At 41.4% G+C, this 18233-nt stretch carries 16 protein-coding genes; 8 read left to right on the top strand and 8 right to left on the bottom strand.

Translation table 11 applies throughout. The annotated features are described in order from the left end of the window. Positions 1 to 147 precede the first annotated feature (147 nt). Together QUF94_RS24460 and QUF94_RS28925 are read right to left on the bottom strand one after the other, a co-directional pair. Complete coding sequence (locus QUF94_RS24460) at positions 148 to 342, bottom strand: hypothetical protein (RefSeq protein WP_289318135.1); 195 nt, start codon at positions 340 to 342, stop codon at positions 148 to 150. Between the two features lie 15 nt (positions 343 to 357). Continuing rightward, positions 358 to 444, bottom strand: coding sequence for a MerR family transcriptional regulator (locus QUF94_RS28925; RefSeq protein WP_353957819.1), 87 nt, complete (start codon positions 442 to 444; stop codon positions 358 to 360). Positions 445 to 640: 196 nt separating this feature from the next. On the opposite strand from QUF94_RS28925, the gene QUF94_RS24455 reads away from it, so the two are divergent. The 7 genes from QUF94_RS24455 to QUF94_RS24425 all read left to right on the top strand — a co-directional run bounded on the left by QUF94_RS24455 (position 641) and on the right by QUF94_RS24425 (position 9231). Continuing rightward, entirely contained in the window at positions 641 to 2698 is a 2058-nt protein-coding gene (locus QUF94_RS24455; protein WP_289318134.1) for a carbon starvation CstA family protein, read from the top strand. Positions 2699 to 2711: 13 nt separating this feature from the next. Further along, positions 2712 to 2915 (top strand): YbdD/YjiX family protein, encoded by a 204-nt coding sequence (locus QUF94_RS24450; RefSeq protein WP_289318133.1) that lies wholly within the window; start codon positions 2712 to 2714, stop codon positions 2913 to 2915. 294 nt (positions 2916 to 3209) lie between these two features. After that, complete coding sequence (locus QUF94_RS24445) at positions 3210 to 4424, top strand: ammonium transporter (protein ID WP_289318132.1); 1215 nt, start codon at positions 3210 to 3212, stop codon at positions 4422 to 4424. A 15-nt stretch (positions 4425 to 4439) separates the two neighbouring features. Beyond that, a complete protein-coding gene (locus QUF94_RS24440; protein ID WP_289318131.1) occupies positions 4440 to 4802 on the top strand; it encodes a P-II family nitrogen regulator in 363 nt (120 codons plus the stop codon). A gap of 605 nt (positions 4803 to 5407) precedes the next feature. After that, complete coding sequence (locus QUF94_RS24435) at positions 5408 to 6058, top strand: LytTR family DNA-binding domain-containing protein (RefSeq protein ID WP_289318130.1); 651 nt, start codon at positions 5408 to 5410, stop codon at positions 6056 to 6058. Between the two features lie 130 nt (positions 6059 to 6188). Continuing rightward, positions 6189 to 7715, top strand: coding sequence for a succinyl-CoA:acetate CoA-transferase ScpC (locus tag QUF94_RS24430; protein WP_289318129.1), 1527 nt, complete (start codon positions 6189 to 6191; stop codon positions 7713 to 7715). Between the two features lie 409 nt (positions 7716 to 8124). Further along, positions 8125 to 9231, top strand: coding sequence for an AI-2E family transporter (locus tag QUF94_RS24425; protein WP_289318128.1), 1107 nt, complete (start codon positions 8125 to 8127; stop codon positions 9229 to 9231). 69 nt (positions 9232 to 9300) lie between these two features. Here QUF94_RS24425 and QUF94_RS24420 read toward each other — a convergent pair whose 3' ends face one another. The 5 genes from QUF94_RS24420 to QUF94_RS24400 all read right to left on the bottom strand — a co-directional run bounded on the left by QUF94_RS24420 (position 9301) and on the right by QUF94_RS24400 (position 15511). Next, positions 9301 to 10719 carry an NAD-dependent succinate-semialdehyde dehydrogenase gene (locus tag QUF94_RS24420; protein WP_289318127.1) on the bottom strand — a complete coding sequence of 473 codons (1419 nt, stop codon included), beginning with the start codon at positions 10717 to 10719 and terminating at the stop codon, positions 9301 to 9303. Positions 10720 to 10922: 203 nt separating this feature from the next. Then, positions 10923 to 12191: a dicarboxylate/amino acid:cation symporter gene (locus tag QUF94_RS24415; RefSeq protein ID WP_289318126.1), complete on the bottom strand. Its 1269-nt coding sequence runs from the start codon at positions 12189 to 12191 to the stop codon at positions 10923 to 10925. A 231-nt stretch (positions 12192 to 12422) separates the two neighbouring features. After that, entirely contained in the window at positions 12423 to 13334 is a 912-nt protein-coding gene (locus QUF94_RS24410) for a ketopantoate reductase family protein (protein WP_289318125.1), read from the bottom strand. Between the two features lie 160 nt (positions 13335 to 13494). Further along, entirely contained in the window at positions 13495 to 14049 is a 555-nt protein-coding gene (locus QUF94_RS24405; protein WP_289318124.1) for a 3D domain-containing protein, read from the bottom strand. Between the two features lie 397 nt (positions 14050 to 14446). After that, on the bottom strand, positions 14447 to 15511 hold the full coding sequence (locus QUF94_RS24400; protein ID WP_289318123.1) for a M20 family metallopeptidase: 1065 nt from the start codon (positions 15509 to 15511) through the stop codon (positions 14447 to 14449). A 163-nt stretch (positions 15512 to 15674) separates the two neighbouring features. On the opposite strand from QUF94_RS24400, the gene QUF94_RS24395 reads away from it, so the two are divergent. Next, positions 15675 to 16181: a general stress protein gene (locus QUF94_RS24395; RefSeq protein ID WP_289318122.1), complete on the top strand. Its 507-nt coding sequence runs from the start codon at positions 15675 to 15677 to the stop codon at positions 16179 to 16181. Positions 16182 to 16230: 49 nt separating this feature from the next. Here QUF94_RS24395 and QUF94_RS24390 read toward each other — a convergent pair whose 3' ends face one another. Then, a complete protein-coding gene (locus tag QUF94_RS24390) occupies positions 16231 to 18222 on the bottom strand; it encodes a methyl-accepting chemotaxis protein (protein ID WP_289318121.1) in 1992 nt (663 codons plus the stop codon). Positions 18223 to 18233: the final 11 nt, after the last annotated feature.

Here is an 18233-nt window from a genome sequence, read left to right as displayed (position 1 = left end):
CTCCGAATTAGCAAGAATCCCTTTTCTCATGGTTAACTCAATGCGTTTGGCAAGGTTGATCCATTGTTTCGTTTGAATGTCGTTTTTTTCATCTTAGGCAGTTTGTCCAGTGTTTTCATTTCTTCTTGGCTGAAGTATCGATCACGATTATATTTTCTTTTGATGAGCGCCAGAAGCAGCGCTCAATTGAAATCTACCTTCGGCTTCTATGTTGTTTAACAAGGTTTGGACGTTATTAAGAGTGTTCTCCGCTTCCTCTATGCTCGCCATCGTCGGTTGTTGTTGATGGAGGAGCAATTCTTTGAAGGATTTTTTATCCAATACGGTTTTTATATCATCCAAAGAAACCGAAAGGCTTTAGAGCAGACAGATTTTCTCGAGCCTTTTCAGGTCTTTTTCCGTATAATACCTGCGGCCATTTGCATTGTGGGGAAAGAGGTAAATATCGACAAAATAATGGAAAATACTTTACAAATTGACTAAATTACTATTGCTAAAAAACCTTATGATAACATATAATTCAGAATATATATAAAATTCTTTAAATTTAACGTCACGAGGCGGAATATAGCCCTAACACCCTGTAAAATGAAGATTTTTTTATGTTAATCACTAGTTTAATAGAGAGGAGATGGAAAAAATGAAAGCGCTTAAGTCGGTTATTCTTTGGGGGATCATATCAGCAGTGGGTGCGGTGAGTTTTGGTGTCGTCGCGCTAAACCGAGGGGAAAGCATCAATGCCATGTGGATTGTCACTGCAGCACTCTGTGTTTATTCAATTGCCTATCGCTTTTATAGTAAATTCATTGCACAGAAAGTGTTTGAGCTAGATGATAATCGCCAGACTCCATCGGAAGCGAATAATGATGGGAAGGACTACGTGCCTACAAATAAATGGGTGCTGTTTGGCCACCATTTTGCAGCAATTGCAGGAGCTGGCCCTCTTGTAGGCCCCATCCTTGCAGCGCAGATGGGATATTTGCCAGGGACACTTTGGCTTGTAGTCGGAGTTGTATTAGCTGGTGCCGTTCAGGATTTCATCATTCTCTTTGGTTCGATGCGCCGTAACGGCAAGTCATTGGGAGAAATGATCAAAGAGGAAATTGGTCCGATTACAGGTTTGATAGCAATGATCGGTATCCTGGGTATCATGATTATTTTATTAGCGGTACTTGCCCTGGTTGTCGTTAAAGCTCTGGTGGGCAGTCCATGGGGGATGTTCACGATTGCCTCGACCATACCGATTGCAGTCCTTATGGGTATCTATATGCGCTATATAAGGCCGGGACGGGTTGGTGAAGGATCGATTATTGGAATCGTACTATTGATGCTTGCGTTATATTTCGGCCGCTTTGTATCCGAAAGCGCTACGTTGGCGCCAATGTTCACTTTCAATGGGGAAACGATCGCCATCATGTTGATTGTATACGGATTCGTTGCCTCCGTTTTGCCGGTATGGATGCTATTGGCACCGCGTGATTACTTAAGCACATTCTTGAAAATCGGTACGATCATCGGACTTGCACTTGGAATCTTTATAGTCATGCCGAGCCTTGAAATGCCTGCCGTCACTCAATTCATTGATGGAACAGGACCCGTATTTTCCGGAAATTTATTCCCGTTCCTATTCATTACGATCGCTTGTGGAGCGGTATCTGGATTCCATGCACTCGTTTCATCGGGTACAACTCCTAAAATGATTGAACGCGAATCCCATTCACGCCCAATCGGGTACGGGGCGATGTTGACTGAATCTTTTGTAGCCATCATGGCGATGATAGCAGCCTGTGTACTGACGCCAGGGATCTATTTTGCCATTAATAGCCCGGGGGCCGTTATAGGTACGGAGCCGGCTCAAGTGGCTGCTACGATATCCGATTGGGGTTTCATTTTGACACCAGAAATGATTACCGGCCTTGCGGATGATGTTGGGGAAGAGACCATTCTATCCCGAACTGGAGGGGCTCCAACCTTTGCAATCGGTATGGCCCATATCTTCTCGCAAGTGATTGGTGGAGCGTCCCTGATGGCGTTCTGGTATCATTTTGCGATCCTGTTCGAGGCATTGTTCATATTGACCACCATTGATGCGGGAACAAGGGTAGGGCGTTTTATGATACAGGATATTATCGGCACCTTTTACAAGCCATTTGCCGAAACGAATAAATGGCTGCCCAATATTATTGCAACTGCCATTTGTGTAATCGGTTGGGGATACTTCCTTTATCAAGGGGTCATAGATCCTCTTGGCGGGATCAATACCCTTTGGCCATTGTTTGGAATTGCGAATCAGATGCTTTCCGCCATTGCATTGCTGCTTGGGACGACAGTCCTTTTCAAAATGGGCAAAAAAGCGTACACATGGGTCACACTCGTTCCTACTACATTCTTATTGATAGTGACCATGACAGCTGGATGGCAAAAGCTGTTCCACGAAAACCCGGCGATAGGCTTTTTAGCGCATAAGGATAAATTTAAAGCGGCCTATGATAGTGGGGAAGTTCTTGCTCCGGCAGCAAATCTAGCCGAGATGAAACGGGTTATCGTCAATGATTATGTGGATGCAGCCCTTTGTGCTATCTTCATGATCGTTGTGATCACTGTCCTGATTTCTGCCATTAGGTTATGGATAAAAGTCTTGAAGAACCAGAAAATAGATTTACATGAATCGCCTTATGTATCAAGAAGGACATCATAAGGGAGGAATGGCCATGTTGAAAAGATTAGTTAAGATTCTCAGCTACAGAAAGCAATTCGTCAGTTTGCTTGTCGGCGTTCCAAGTTATGATACCTATGTCGCATATATGAGCGTGCACCATCCTGATGATCCTGTAAAAACCAGGAAAGAATTTTTCTGCGAAGCCCAGGATGAACGGTATAACGCAAAGGGTGGCAAGGTGTCTCGTTGCTGTTAACTGAATATATTTTGAAGGGCCCTCAAATAAGAGGGCCCTTTTTTAGTTGAATCTTATGAAACGGACATAAGTAGAGGGGGAAATGTAACGGTGATGGACTGAAAAAATCTTGAAAAGTACCAAAAAATGAAATTTTATGGTTCTTTATTCACGGTAGATGTTATATAACCTTACATTTTTTAGTGAAATATAAAAAATCAGTTGAATTATTAGAAAATTAAGTATATGATAAAAAACATAACATAATAGCGTTAATAAACATAACATATACAAAAAACAAGGGGGAAAAACAATATGCAAATGGCAGATTCGGTATTCATGTTTTTGGCGACGATGATGGTTTGGCTAATGACACCAGGGATTGCCCTGTTTTATGGAGGGATGGTAAAAAGTAAAAATGTCCTGAATACGGCGATGCATAGTTACATGCCGCTGGCAGTCATTTCGATTCTTTGGGTACTGATTGGGTATTCATTATCGTTTTCACCTGGAAATACACTCCTGGGCGGCCTTGACTGGGTTGGTTTAAAAGATGTAGGCTTCGAACCTGGTCCATACAGCGAAACAATTCCTCATAGTTTATTCATGTTATTCCAAATGACTTTTGCCGTTTTAACTGTCTCGATCATTGCAGGTGGCATTGCCGAGCGGATGAAGTTTTCTGCATTCTTGATTTTTACGATCCTTTGGTCTTTATTCGTATACGCTCCTGTTGCTCATTGGGTATGGGGTGGGGGCTGGTTAGCGGAGATGGGTACACTTGACTTTGCAGGCGGCAACGTTGTTCATATATCTTCCGGGGTTGCCGGTCTGGTATTAGCGATCATGTTAGGTAAAAGGAAAGAGTCAGGGGACAGTGCGCCACATAATCTTCCTTTAACATTCCTTGGCGGATCACTAATTTGGTTCGGTTGGTATGGCTTCAACGTCGGTAGCGCACTGACAATCAATGAAGTGGCCATGAATGTATTCGTTAATACAGCCGTTGCAGCAGCAGCTGGTATCATAGGCTGGCTGATCGTCGAGTATATGGCTAATAAGAAGGCAACGTTGCTTGGTGCAGTATCAGGAGCTATTTCAGGGTTGGTTGCGATTACACCTGCTTGTGGATTCGTAACGACCGCTTCTTCCATCATCATCGGGGTCGTCGGCGGTGCTGTATGTTTCTGGGGTGTATTCTTCCTGAAGAATAAACTGGGTTACGATGATGCTCTGGATGCTTTCGGATTACATGGGATCGGTGGTACATGGGGTGGCATCGCTACAGGCTTATTCGCGACCACTTCCGTCAACGAAAACGGGGCAAATGGTTTATTCTATGGAGATTTCAACTTATTGTGGAAGCAGCTTGTAGCAATCGTTGCGACTTATATTTTCGTTGCCGTGGTCACTTATGTCATTGCTAAAGTCATTAACCTGTTCGTTCCGTTACGTGTCAGTGAGGAAGATGAGTCAATGGGGCTTGATCTTACACTTCATGGAGAAAAGGCCTATCATGAATCAATTTAAAAGGGGGTTGATCATATGTCCGAGGTTTTAACGAAAATAGAAATCATTACACGTCCTATCAAGTTTGAACACTTCAAAGCGGAACTTGCAAAAATAGGGGTAAGCGGAATGACTGTATCGGAAGTAAAAGGAACGGGTCTTCAGAAAAGTTATGTGGAAACATATAGAGGCAGAAACCGGGAAATGTCATTGCATGACCGGATGAAAATCGAAATCGTCGTGTGTGAAGTGCCAGTTCAGGATGTTGTGGATGTAGCAAGAAAATTCTTAAGCACCGGTAAACCGGGTGACGGTAAAATCTTCATTTATGAATTGGCGAATGTTGTGAATATCCGTACCGGAAAAGAAGGTCATGACGCGTTAAAGAGTGAAATCTAATGCAGTGATAACTCCGACGGAATGTGCCGGAGCCAATAGATTAAAGAAAGGGAGCTGGAAATGGGGAGACTGGTCCGAATTGTTAATGCAAAAAAACAGAAGATCGTTAATACGCTCATTTCAGAGGATTTATATCAACCTGATGACCGACCCTTTTTATTGGAATTACCACTGAAAAATCTAGAAGAAATTTTATCCCTTCGAATGAAATCCGCGTTTCAAAATTCCCGTTTAAAAAAATAACCTTTCAGCCGTTATCCTATCTGCAGGAGAACGGCTTTCTTTATGCTTTTGATGCCAAGCCCTCAGTATTGGTCTTTAAAATTATAGCTTCAAAATGAATTTTGCTATATAAGGAAACTTTTTTCTTGAATCCCCCATGGAAATCGGGGGTGTTTCCAACTATAATGAATAAGGATATAAATTTTAATTTAAATCCAATTTTATTGCTTTTTTTGACACTTTTCGCTTAGTTAATTCATTTTTTCTTTATTTTGCGAAAAAATAAATTCAAAAAAATGTAAGTGCTCCAAAAATCTATGAATTATTTTGCTATTGCCCTGTTTGGGAAATTATTAATATGTTCTTTTAAGAGGTGAAGGGAAATGGATCAATTTACGGTCGAATCCGTTTTAAATATCATCAGGGAGTTTGTACCGAAGGATGCTTCAATTTCTGTTGCTGATTCCGAAAAATACATCTATTATCAACCGAGCAAACAAGTTGACCTTAGAATAAAACCGGGTGATCGAATTAGTGAAAATACGGCGACATATAAAGCGTTGAGTGTTCGTAAAAAAATTGGCGTGCAAGTGGAAAGTAATGTGTTTGGTGTACCTTACTATGGGTTGAGTGTTCCTATCATGGACGAGGGCAATCCTTTAGGCGCGGTAACAGCCATTTTGCCATCAAAGCCATTAATTTTACCGACATCATTCTTGACCATTAAAATAGATGATCACTGGATACCGCTTCCATATGATCAAATTATGTATTTGGAAGCTCAAAATAGGAAAACTAAAATTCAGTCCGAACGCGTGAGTGGATTTCATAAAATGAACCTAAGTGAATTGGAATTCATTTTACCTAATGATTTATTCATTCGTGTACATCGTTCGTACATCGTCAATATCAACTATATACAAGAGATCCTTCCTGATTTTCATTCTACATTTTTACTAATAATGAAGGACAATTCCAAAATTCAAGTCAGTCAAACATATGCAAGTCAATTTAGAAGAGCTTTGGGATTTTAGTGTTTCTCCTTAGTGTGAACAAAATGCTGGTTTATGCTCTATTTAAGGCTTTTCATTCGAAAATGAATGTGACAATTACACAGGATTGGTAAAATTAAGTGTAAGAAAAGCGAAAATGGGGGTCTTTTGTATGAACGAAAGCGTTTTCAAAAAAATTCGCAACGAACAATTTAAGGGGAAAGTAGTTACAGCGGAAGAAGCAGCTTCCTGGATTAAAGATGGGATGAAACTCGGTATGAGTGGATTTACCCGTGCTGGTGATGCTAAGGTCATTCCGATGGCTCTAGTTGAAAGGGCTAAAACTGAAAAATTCAAAGTTGACGTTTATACTGGTGCTTCATTAGGACCGGAAGTCGACCAACATATGGCGGAAGCCGGTATCATAAACAAACGTTTGCCGTTCCAAGCGGATAAAGGCATTCGCAATAAAATCAATGCTGATGAAGTCACTTATGTGGATCAGCATTTATCTCATACAGCTGAACAAGTTCGTCAAGGCATTGTCGGACCTATAGATATTGCTATCATCGAAGCATTGGCGATTACGGAAGAAGGATTAATCATCCCGACAACTTCTGTAGGTAACTCAGCCATATTCGTTCAAGAAGCTAAACATGTAATCATTGAAATGAACGTGTCCCATCCAGAAGGATTGGAAGGGATGCATGATATATATACACCAGCTAAACAAGGGGAACGCGAACCGATTCCTATGACTAGCGTAAGCGATCGCCTGGGATCAATCGGAATTCCTGTTGACCCTGAAAAAGTAATGGGGATCGTCGTTTCTACAGATCTTGATGCACCTTCTACAATCGTGCCGCCGGATGCAGAAACTGCAACGATCGCTAACCACCTCATAAACTTCCTTCGTGGAGAAATCAAGGCTGGCCGTTTAACTGAAAGCCTTGCTCCGCTTCAGTCAGGTGTAGGTTCCGTGGCAAATGCAGTATTCGCTGGCTTTCTTGATTCTGAATTTAAAGAATTGGAAGTGTATTCAGAAGTACTGCAAGATGCTGTATTCGATTTAATCGATGCTGGAAAAGTTAAATTCGCTTCAGGGTGTTCGATTACATTAGCTGAAGAAAAAGGAAAACAAGTATACGGTGAGCTTGATAAATACCGTGATAAACTAGTTCTTCGTCCACAAGAAATATCTAACCATCCTGAAATCATCCGTCGTCTTGGTTTGATTTCAATCAATACAGCGTTAGAGTGCGATATCTACGGTAACGTAAACTCGACACATGTTTCTGGGACAAGAATGATGAATGGAATCGGTGGATCAGGAGATTTTGCCCGTAATTCACGCCTAGGCATTTTCGTTACGAAATCATATGCAAAAGGCGGCAACATTTCCAGTATCGTTCCTTTCGTTTCTCATGTGGATCATACTGAACATGATGTGGATGTATTAGTGACAGAGCAAGGGATCGCTGATTTACGTGGTTTGGCACCAAAAGAGCGCGTAGAGCTAATCATCGAAAACTGTGCACATCCTGACTACCGTCCACAGCTTCGTGCATATTTCACTGAAGCTGTCGCGCAAACTGGAGGACATCAAACTCCACATATTCTTGAAAAAGCATTCTCATGGCATACAAACCTGGCTAAAAACGGTACGATGCTTGAAACAGTGCTTCAAGATCAAAAATAAGAGTCAAAACCCCGCCCTTCAGCGGGGTTTTTTTATTTGTGTTCGCCTTGCACTAAGCCCCTTTTGATGTCTGGGTGGAAACTAATGATACTTTCGTCACTCGAATGGAATATTGAAAGGGAAGTAGATTATTCTTCTAAGTAATTTGTATGATGTTTCCAATTTGTTCTTTTTCCTTCAACACATAACTGATTTAAAGTGTAAAATGAAGCTTAACCATCAAAAAGATAGGGAACTGTATCATTAGGGTTTTTTCTATTGTTTTTGTATATAATTATTCATTCAAGTTATAGAAATATGGTAAACTGCTAACAATGAAAGATTATTATACATAGGATTTTTCGTATTTAAGATGTTGTTTCCTTAGAAATGGGGAGTTAAATAGAATGGTTATAGTGGAGGAGATAATTTGTTCAAGACAAAACTGCATTTTTGGACGTTAGAGTTATTACTATTGTCTTTACTTTTTTATGTTGGTACAAAGATTTCTTTTCTTTTTGAACCAATAGTTATTTTTACATCTACATTGTTCTTTCCCATCTTGATTTCAGGTTTTCTCTACTTTTTGTTCAACCCCACTGTTGATTTCATGGTTAAAAGAAGAGTGCCAAGGGGATTGGCGATATTACTGCTGTATGTGTTTTTCCTGGGATTGATTAGTTTGTTGGTCGGTCTGGTTGGCCCGTCACTTTCGAAACAGGTTACGGATTTACTCAATAACCTCCCTGATTATTTCAATCAAGCATGGAAGTTCATTGAAGATTCAGCTAAGTCAAAATGGTTTTTGTGGACCATGGAACAAGATTATGTTCCCTTGAAAGAAGTGGGAGACTCGCTTCAGAAATATTTGACTGATTTACCTAGTAATATAACGAACAGTTTATCTTCTGTTTTCAGCGTAGTGACGAATATTACATTAGTGGTCGTAACGGTTCCTTTCATCCTATTCTATATGTTGAAGGATGGGGATAAGCTACCGAGCGCCATCATGAAATTCGTACCGGTTCGCTATAGAAAACCAGCTTTGACAGTACTTCAGGAAACTGGTGGGACGCTTACTACATACATACAAGGACAAATGCTTGTTTGCATGTTTGTCGGGATTGGAACGTTCATCGGATATCTAATCATTGGTTTGCCTTACGCGTTCTTATTTGCGCTGATTGGTGCTGTGACCAATATCATTCCATATGTAGGCCCGTTTATCGGAGCGGCTCCTGCGGTCATTGTGGCATTGATTCATTCACCGACCGAAGCACTATTGGTCATTCTTGTTGTAACGGTCATCCAGCAACTTGATGGTAATTTCATTTCACCGTTAGTCATCGGGAAAAAATTGAACACACATCCGCTTACCATCATCATCCTATTGCTCGTCGCGGGAAACATTGCCGGTATCATCGGTATGATTTTGGCCGTTCCAACTTATTCCGTTGTTAAAACGATTGTATTGAATATCGTAAAATTCATCAGGATCCGGAAAGAGGAAAAGCTGGAAGAAGATATATTGGAATGAAAAAACGGGCCCGACTCATTTGAGTCGGGCCCGTTTTCTTAAGTTATGGAACGAAAGCAAATAAATAGATTACAAACCCAAGGAAATATATTTAACTTCCAGGAATTCTTCGATGCCTTGGTGTCCGCCTTCACGGCCAAGTCCGCTTTGCTTGAATCCGCCAAATGGAGCTTGTGGCACGGAAGGAAGCCCGTCGTTCAAGCCTAAAATACCGAATTCAAGTGCCTCGGTGAATTTGATGCCTTTGGTGATATTTTCAGTGAAGACGTAAGCTGCCAAACCAAAGATGGAGTCATTTGCCCTTTTGATTGCCTCTTCATCAGTCTTAAATGAGGCAATTGGAGCTAGTGGACCAAATGTTTCTTCCTTCATGCAGAGCATGCTGTCGTCAATGTTGGACAGTACGGTTGGTTCAAGAAAAAGGCCGCCGAGCGATTTTCCGCCAGCTTCGAGCTTAGCTCCGCTGCTAATTGCTTCATCAATTTGTTTTTGAACTTTATCCACTGCATCTTGATCTATAAGCGGACCGATATCGACGCCATCTTCCATTCCGTTTCCTACTTTTAGTTCTTTGACCTTGGCTACGAGCTTTTCGATAAAGGCTTCTTGAATGGCTTCGTGGACATATATGCGATTTGAACAGACGCATGTTTGTCCAGCGTTACGGAATTTTGAACTGATGATGCCATCAACCGCTTTATTAAGGTCGGCATCTTCAAGAACGATTGCGGGTGCGTGACCTCCGAGTTCAAGAGAAATTTTCTTAACCGTGTCAGCTGAGCCCCTCATTAGGGTTTTACCGACTTCTGTAGAACCGGTGAACGTCAATTTACGGATCCTTGTATCCTGAAGCCAAGTTTCACCGATTTCTGATGATTTTCCTGTCACAACATTAATGACTCCTTTCGGAATGCCAGCTTCTTCCGCTAATTCAGCCATTTTTAACGCTGTTATGGGAGTTAGGTTTGCAGGTTTAATGACGACTGTACAGCCGACGGCAAGGGCTGGTGCCACTTTTCTTGTAATCATGGCTGCTGGAAAGTTCCAAGGCGTAATGACAGCTACAACTCCGACAGGCTGTTTAGTCACGAAAAGCCGCTTATTGGACACGGAAGCGGGAATCGTTTCTCCGTACACCCGTTTTCCTTCTTCGGCAAACCAAGATAAAAAGCCATTTGCATATGTCATTTCACCAAGAGCCTCTTTAAAGGGCTTGCCTTGTTCTTCAGTCATGATTTTGGCTAGTTCTTCTTTATTATCATCAATCAATCGATGCCATTTCCAAATTAGTTCAGCACGTTCGTAAACTGAGAGTGCTGCCCAATCCGTGAAGGCATCATAAGCAGCATCTGCCGCCTTTGCTGCTTCAGTTGCACCACCTTTAGGAACGGTGGCAACTATTTCATCCGTTGCCGGGTTTTTCACTTCAATTTTATCCAATCCATAATCCGACCACTCACCGTTAATAAATAATCCGTAATCCTTCATGATAAAACCTCCTAATTTGGTTAAATCCATCAAACTACTAAACTTTATACTTTTACCTGTTACATAAAAGTATAAACACTTTTCGGTGATTCTGAAATTTATTTGACTGGCTATTTTTTGAAACCCGGAGATTCATTGAAGGATGGAGAGGGAAAAAATAAAAAAAGAGGTGCAAGTTGCACACCTCTTCATTCAAGGTTCGATTATTTTTCCGATGAGACGGCCACTTCACCCATATCACCCGAGATGGCTTGATTTGGATTGAATTCACCTTCGGATTTAGAAATGACCACTGTAGCAACACTGTTACCAATTAGATTAGTGATTGCACGTGCTTCAGACATGAAGCGGTCGACTCCCAGCAGTAGTGCCATTCCTTCAACTGGAATCATTGGGAAGGCAGCTAATGTGGCAGCAAGTGTAATGAAACCGGACCCCGTCACACCAGCAGCGCCTTTGGATGTTAACATCAAGATCCCCAGAAGGGTCAATTCCTGCCAGATGCTTAGATCGACACCATAGGCTTGGGCAATGAAAATCGCTGCCATGGATAAGTAGATGGATGTGCCATCAAGGTTGAAAGAATAACCAGTTGGGACAACCAAACCGACTACCGATTTTGAGCAACCGTATTTTTCTAGTTTTTTCATTACGCTTGGTAGAGCGGATTCCGATGAAGATGTACCTAATACTAATAGGATTTCTTCTTTTATATAAGCGATGAATTTAAAAATATTAAAGCCGTAGATTTTTGCGATTGTACCAAGGACAAGAAAGATGAATAGAGCCATTGTGATATATACGCTACCCATCAATTGTCCTAACGAACTTAAAGAGCCAAGACCGAACTTACCGATTGTATAAGCCATTGCTCCAAATGCCGCCAATGGAGATACTTTCATGATCATGCCGACGATGCCGAAGAAAATATCGGCAATATGCTGAAAGAAAGAAACGACTGGCTGCACTTTCGGTCCTATTGCTGCCATTGATAATCCGAATAATACGGCAAAGAATAAAATGGGGAGTAAGTCTCCGCCAGCCAGTGCGGCAACGGCATTATCAGGAATGATATTCGAAATGAAGGCAACTGCGCCATGTTCCGTTTCGGAAGCGGCTGTTGTATATTGTGATACATCTCCGCCTTCGACTGAATCGATGTTAAAACCTTTACCAGGTCCCAACAGATTGACTACGATGATTCCGATGGCAAGTGCGAATGTGGTAACGATTTCAAAATAGAGCAGGGCCTTTCCGCCGATGCGGCCAACCTTTTTCATATCGCCCATACCGCCAATTCCGATTACGACGGTTAAGAAGATAATTGGTGCGATGACCATTTTAATCATTTTAATAAATAAATCAGCTAATATCTTCAGTTGTTCACCGAAAGCAGGGAAGAAGAAACCGACTGTTATACCCAGAATGATACCGATGATGACCTGAACTGTAAGATTTTTTAATATTTTCAAGGTGCATTCTCCTTTGTCATATGATAGCGCTTTCTTAACTTATTGATAGTGTAACAGAATGAAGAGTCAGAATATTCTTTTGGTGATATTGTTCTTTTTGGTCTTTTTGGTCTTGGGGACTTCTAATAAATGATGGGTATAGGAGGAAATAAAAGCGATGTTAGGATTCAAAATGAATTTATGCCTAAGCTACAACAAAAAAATACCGGTGGAGGCCGGTATTGGGAAAGATCAATTTTCAAATGGTTTTATGAGTGCATAAAGGGTTCCAATCACAGGAAGTTCCAAACCGACCTTGTCAGCAAGGCGCAGTGCACCGCCCTGTAAATGTTCCACTTCGAGGATTTGGCCCTTCCGGCGGTCCTGATGCATGGAAGAGGTTGATTCATCCGGTAAACCTGCCATGTTTTCCAACGCCTGAGCAATATTCTGTACAGTAATCCTGACGTCATAAGCGTTAGCAAGTTCTTTCATTTCAACAAGGACCTTTTCTAGCAATCCATTGGTTTCCTGGAATCTCCGTATCATGCCGATAGGGAGGTTGGTGGCGGTTGTTACACCAGAGAAAGCGGTGATGAACATGTATTTGATCCACATCCTGATTAATATCTTTTCCGTTCTGCTTACCTCCATGATAGCTGATCCGACCGCCTGTTCGAAATCATCACAAATCTTTTTCTGTGAAGGGTGAAGCGGGCCGTAGATTAAATCATGGTTATCATTGGAGTGAATGACATGACCTTTTTCATCAAGGGTGGCAATGATGAAGGCGCTTCCTCCCATGACGGCTTCATCACCCAGTTCGTCCTGTAGAATGGAGATATGTTCCAATCCATTCAAAAGCGGAAGGACCTTTGCGCCCTTTTCGACAAGTACCTTTAAATCTGTGAGAGTGCCCTGTAGATGCTGGCCTTTTACGGCGAGAATCACCAGGTCGACCTTTTCTATATCATTTACATTTTCTGTGATATGCAGGTCGTTAAATTGGTAGTTTCCATGTGGGCTGGTTATGCTGATCCCGTTTTCTTTCAATTGTTTGGCACGGTTTTTTCGGACAAGGTATTGGACATGCTGCCCGGCCTGTTGCAATCTGCCTCCAAAGTAGGAGCCGAGTGCTCCGGCCCCTATAATGACAATATTCAATGTGCACACCTCTCTTTTGATTAAGATATACTAATCATAACATTGGCGGAATTTTCAGTAAATGGTTATCGTTTTAAGTAAACTTGATGTTTGGGAGTGTGTAAGAAGGGGAAAAACAAAAGACCAGCCTGAAAGGTTTCAGGCTGGTGCTTATCATTCATTATTTATAGATTTTAACTTTAACGGTCTTTCTGCCCCAATTGATAGCTTTTGAGTGTGAAGAGTAAAAGACGTCAATTTTATTCCCTTTGATTGCGCCGCCTTTATCAGCCGCAATGGCATCCCCGTATCCTTCTACATGAACTTTCGTTCCTAGTGGAATGACCTTAGGGTCGACTGAGATGGCTTTTACGTTAGGGTTTTTCTTTAAGTTAAGACCCGATGCTGTAATACCGCTGCAACCTTTACAGTTCGCTGTGTAAGCTGTTGCCTTCACCGTGATCGTTTTATATTTTTTTGATGATGTCGTTTTAGCTTTAGGTTTAGCGGAGGTCGATGTTTTCTTGACCTTTAATACTTGTTTTGGATGGATGTTATCTTTTTTCAGGTTGTTCCAACTTTTGAGTTGATTGACTGTTATATTATGTTTATTGGCGATACCCCATAGTGTGTCGCCGCTTTTAACTTTGTATGTAGTAGTAGCAGCCGATGAAACTCCGGAAAAACTAAATACCAGGAAGAAAGCAGTGAATAGTGGAAGTAGTATTTTTTTCAAAATGAATAGTCTCCTTTGTTTTAAATCGTAGACTTAGAATAACAGGTCTATGTGACAATAATGTTTCGGTGGAATAGTAATTGTGTTACAAAACGGTTTCCTCTGAAAAATAAATGTAATATAAACTAGGACAAAAGTACTTATCTGTTAAATGTAAATATATTATTTATTATGTCAGTATAAGCGTTTTATTGTTAAAAAGTGTTGATATAATGGCATATCCTGTTTATTTAGAAAGAATATGGATATGTAATACTTAGTTTCATAGTCCTGTATATTTTGTAAAAAAACAAACGCAATAATAGACAATTAAGTGTGTATATTTTAGTAGGAGAGGATATTTAGAACAGGAAAAAAGCCGACATTACATAAATGTCGGCTTTTTTCATGAAATGGATTACGATAATACAAATTCAGAAGCGAAATCGACTAGCATTTTTTGATATACTGCTACAGATTCAAGATTAACGCATTCTCTATCTCCATGCCAGTTCTCGCCTGTTGGTCCGAATTCAATGGCTGGGATATCATATGCAGCAAAAAATACGGTATCTGCGGAGCCGTGTTGTCCAAAAATGACTGCATCCCGATTGGTGTTCTTTTCGATAATCGGACGAAGCAATGTTATGAATGGGTCTGACTCTTCTGTTTTTACAGGTTTACTGTACATATTAAGGTGGATATTCTTTCCTGTCACACTTTCAATCTGTGCAATGATATCTTCCATTGTTTGTGTAGGGAGATAGCGGATATCTAGACTGAGCAAACAGGCATCCGGTACCTTATTATAGACATCCCCGCCTTTTATTTTTGCTAGGTTAAGTGAGGGGGAAGAGTAAAGGGGAGTATGTTCCCGGGTGAAGGGAAGTTCCTTTATTTTTTGATAGAGATCATATGCCTTTTCGATTGCATTCACCCCTTCCCATGGTCGGCTTCCGTGTGCGGATTTGCCGGATACTTCAATATCGAGGCGAAGGGCACCCTTTGCCTGAAGTCCGATTCCCAATTGCGTCGGTTCAGCACAGATTACAAAATCCCCTCTATAACCATGTTTCGCTAAATATCCAGAACAGTTCAACCCACCAGTTTCTTCATCTGATACAATCTGCAGCTGGATTTTCAAACCTAAGCCCTTATCCTTCAGTTCGTTAAATGCACACATCATCCCTGCAACCCCAGCTTTCATGTCGGCTGTCCCGCGTCCATATAAATTTCCTTCATGAACCTCAGGGAAAAATTGATCCGGCGTCCCGCTGACAACATCGACATGGCCATTCCAAATAACGGTCTTATCTCCGCTGCCAATTTCGCTAACAAGCATTTTATAACCGTTATTAACGATCACATTCACGGTAAGTCCCTGATTTTTTAGCCAGTTCGCACAGTATTCAACTGCTTGGTTAGCTCCTTCTTTCGATGAACTTTCGATAGATACTAAATCTTTAAGTAACTCGATAAGCAAAAAGAAAACCTCCTAAAAATATGCATACTACTATTATATATACCCTTTCTTAGTATGGGTTAACTCAAAAATATTTTCCTGTTAAATAACGTTTAGCCCTTTCATTCCCAGGGGTATGTAAAGGGGGAGCGACAATTTACATTCTTTAAGGAGGATGATAGATATGGATAAACGTATAATTGGTGTATATGAAACTGGAGAAGAAGCCATTAAGGCTGTTGAGTCATTACAGGCTCAAGGATATAATCGTGAAGATATTTCAGTGGTAGCTAAAGATAAAGAAGAATTAAAGTCAGTGAATGAAGAAACGGGTACAAAAGTTGAAGAGGGGCTTGCAGCTGGTGCGGCGACCGGAGGTATTTTGGGAGGTGCTGCCGGATTATTAGCAGGTGTGGGTGCGTTGGCGATTCCGGGAATCGGACCAGTACTGGCAGCTGGACCGCTTGCTGCAACATTAGCCGGGGCGGCTGTAGGTGCTGGTACAGGCGGATTGGCCGGTACCTTAATCGGTATGGGTATACCTGAAGAAGAGGCGAATCGTTATGAAGCGGATGTAAAGAGTGGCAAGCTGCTAGTGTTAGTCGATTCGGATGCGAGTAAAGCCAATTCTTCTTACTCAGGAATTACTGAAACAGACGAAACGCTAACGAACAGTAGACGACCTCTATAAATCGTAAGTTTAAAAAGGATGGATCCCTTAGGATCCGTCCTTTTTTTGATTAAAATGTGAATTTCCGTATTTCTTTGTGCATTTCCTGGGATAAGGCATCCAATTCACTAGCCAGGGCATTTAATTGTTCCATGGAAGCATTCGTTTGTTCTACGGATGCAGATACTTCTTCTGTTCCTGCCGCAGTTTCCTGACTGATCGAGTTTAATTGTTCTGCGTTACTCGCCATCCGTGTGACCTCCGATACCATATCGTTCATCATCTTTTTTATTTCGTCAAAATTGCTGAATGTGTTCGCAATAATCGACGCAATGTGACTGAAGGCATTTTCTGTATCCGTTACAGAAGTATCCTGATGGTGGATTTTTTGATTGACTTGGTCAATCAAATGAACGGTATTGGTTGTGTCGCTTTGCATGGCTTGAATGATTTCAGAGATTTCTTTCAGGGAGTATTCCGTCTGTGCGGCCAATTTCTTCACTTCATCGGCAACAACTGCAAACCCTTTTCCGTGCTCGCCAGCCCTGGCCGCTTCGATGGCAGCATTCAGGGCGAGTAAATTAGTCTGTCCGGCAATTCCGCTTATGGTCTTTACGATCGCACTAATATCATTGGACCGTGCATCCAAAGATTTGACTGCCGTACTCATCTTACTGGATATCAGGGACGTTTCATTGAATTGCTGTTTTAGGCCTTGCACTTGAGTGATTCCGTTTTCGGAAGCCTTGAACATATTTTCGGATTCCGTGGCCATTTTGCTCGTTTGCGCTTCAAAATCATTGATTTTGTCAGCCAATAGCTTTACAGCGATTTCGTTATTCTGCCCGACTTCGATTTGGTCGATGGCACCCGCCGCTATTTGTTCCATCGTCATGGCCACCTCGTTAGCTGCAGCTGAATTCTCATCTGCACTAGCCACTAACGTCATGGAGGAATCTGATACTTTATCGGAAAGGTTGTTAACTTGCCCTAGCATATGGCTCATATTTCTGGTCATTAAGTTAGTGTCTTCTGCAAGCTGCCCAATCTCATCTTTCCTGGAAATGAAATTCTTGGATGTGAAATCGCCGTCAGCCATTTTCCGTATGGATTCCTGCAGCTTTTTAATGGGATTCGTTAAAGAACGGGTGATGAAGATGGCAGATAGTGCAGTCAGAGTAAAGACAATCAACAGTGTGATGATATTATCGATTATCATCGGGCTTGCACGGACGAGCACTTCATGTTCATCCATTAGCCCTGCTATTCTCCATCCTGTGTTTGGATTGGTAGCGTATCCGATGATTCGACTTTGCCCGTCATATTCCTCGATCATTGATCCGGATTCACTTTTCATTTTTTTGAACATATTTTCCTTTGATATATCCTGTTGAATTTTTTTCTTGTCTGGATGCGTAACGAATGACCCGTTCTTATCCAGCAAAACCGTATAGCCCGTTTCGCCGAATTTCGTTTGATTAACCATCTTGACCAAAGTATCGATCGAGATGTCGACACCGAGCACGCCTATTAATTCATTACCATCATATAAGGCTTTTGCTGCCGTAATGACAAGTTCATTCGTAGCCTGATCGGTATAAGGTTCCGTCCAAATGGTCTTGTTTTTTTGTTTCAATGCGGATTGATACCAATCCCTTTGTCTTGGATCGTAGTCAGCCGGCAATTCAGTTTTTGGGAATATAAATGCTTTTCCATCCTTCTCTGTGCCGAGATATATACCATTTATTTCAGAGTTGCTGGATTGCGTATAAGAAAATTCATCCATTATGGATTCGAGGTTCTTATCATAAGTACTCATGATAGGATATTTTCCGATCCTATCCAATTGATTTTCCGTTTTTTGAAAGAAGATTTCGAAAGAATCATTCATTGACTTGACTTGTTCTTCAGTCGTTCCGGTAAGTTCCTGGGTCGTCAAATCGATGCTGTTTTTATAGCTCATGTAGGAGATGGCCATTCCGCTTATCATGATCAAAGCTAAAAAGGGAATCAATATTTGTTTTTTTAGCGAATTAAAATACCAGTCTGTCAGTCTTCTCATATGGACAATCC

This window comes from Peribacillus sp. NJ4, from assembly GCF_030348345.1.
Taxonomy (GTDB): domain Bacteria; phylum Bacillota; class Bacilli; order Bacillales; family DSM-1321; genus Peribacillus.
This window is presented reverse-complemented; position numbering and strand designations above follow the sequence as displayed.

Excerpts from the sequence above, each read along its gene's own strand:
- QUF94_RS24455 (WP_289318134.1), top strand. The coding sequence starts at position 641 with ATGAAAGCGCTTAAGTCGGTTATTCTTTGGGGGATCATATCAGCAGTG.
- QUF94_RS24450 (WP_289318133.1), top strand. The coding sequence starts at position 2,712 with ATGTTGAAAAGATTAGTTAAGATTCTCAGCTACAGAAAGCAATTCGTC.
- QUF94_RS24445 (WP_289318132.1), top strand. The coding sequence starts at position 3,210 with ATGCAAATGGCAGATTCGGTATTCATGTTTTTGGCGACGATGATGGTT.
- QUF94_RS24440 (WP_289318131.1), top strand. The coding sequence starts at position 4,440 with ATGTCCGAGGTTTTAACGAAAATAGAAATCATTACACGTCCTATCAAG.
- QUF94_RS24435 (WP_289318130.1), top strand. The coding sequence starts at position 5,408 with ATGGATCAATTTACGGTCGAATCCGTTTTAAATATCATCAGGGAGTTT.
- QUF94_RS24430 (WP_289318129.1), top strand. The coding sequence starts at position 6,189 with ATGAACGAAAGCGTTTTCAAAAAAATTCGCAACGAACAATTTAAGGGG.
- QUF94_RS24420 (WP_289318127.1), bottom strand. The coding sequence starts at position 10,719 with ATGAAGGATTACGGATTATTTATTAACGGTGAGTGGTCGGATTATGGA.
- QUF94_RS24395 (WP_289318122.1), top strand. The coding sequence starts at position 15,675 with ATGGATAAACGTATAATTGGTGTATATGAAACTGGAGAAGAAGCCATT.
- QUF94_RS24390 (WP_289318121.1), bottom strand. The coding sequence starts at position 18,222 with ATGAGAAGACTGACAGACTGGTATTTTAATTCGCTAAAAAAACAAATA.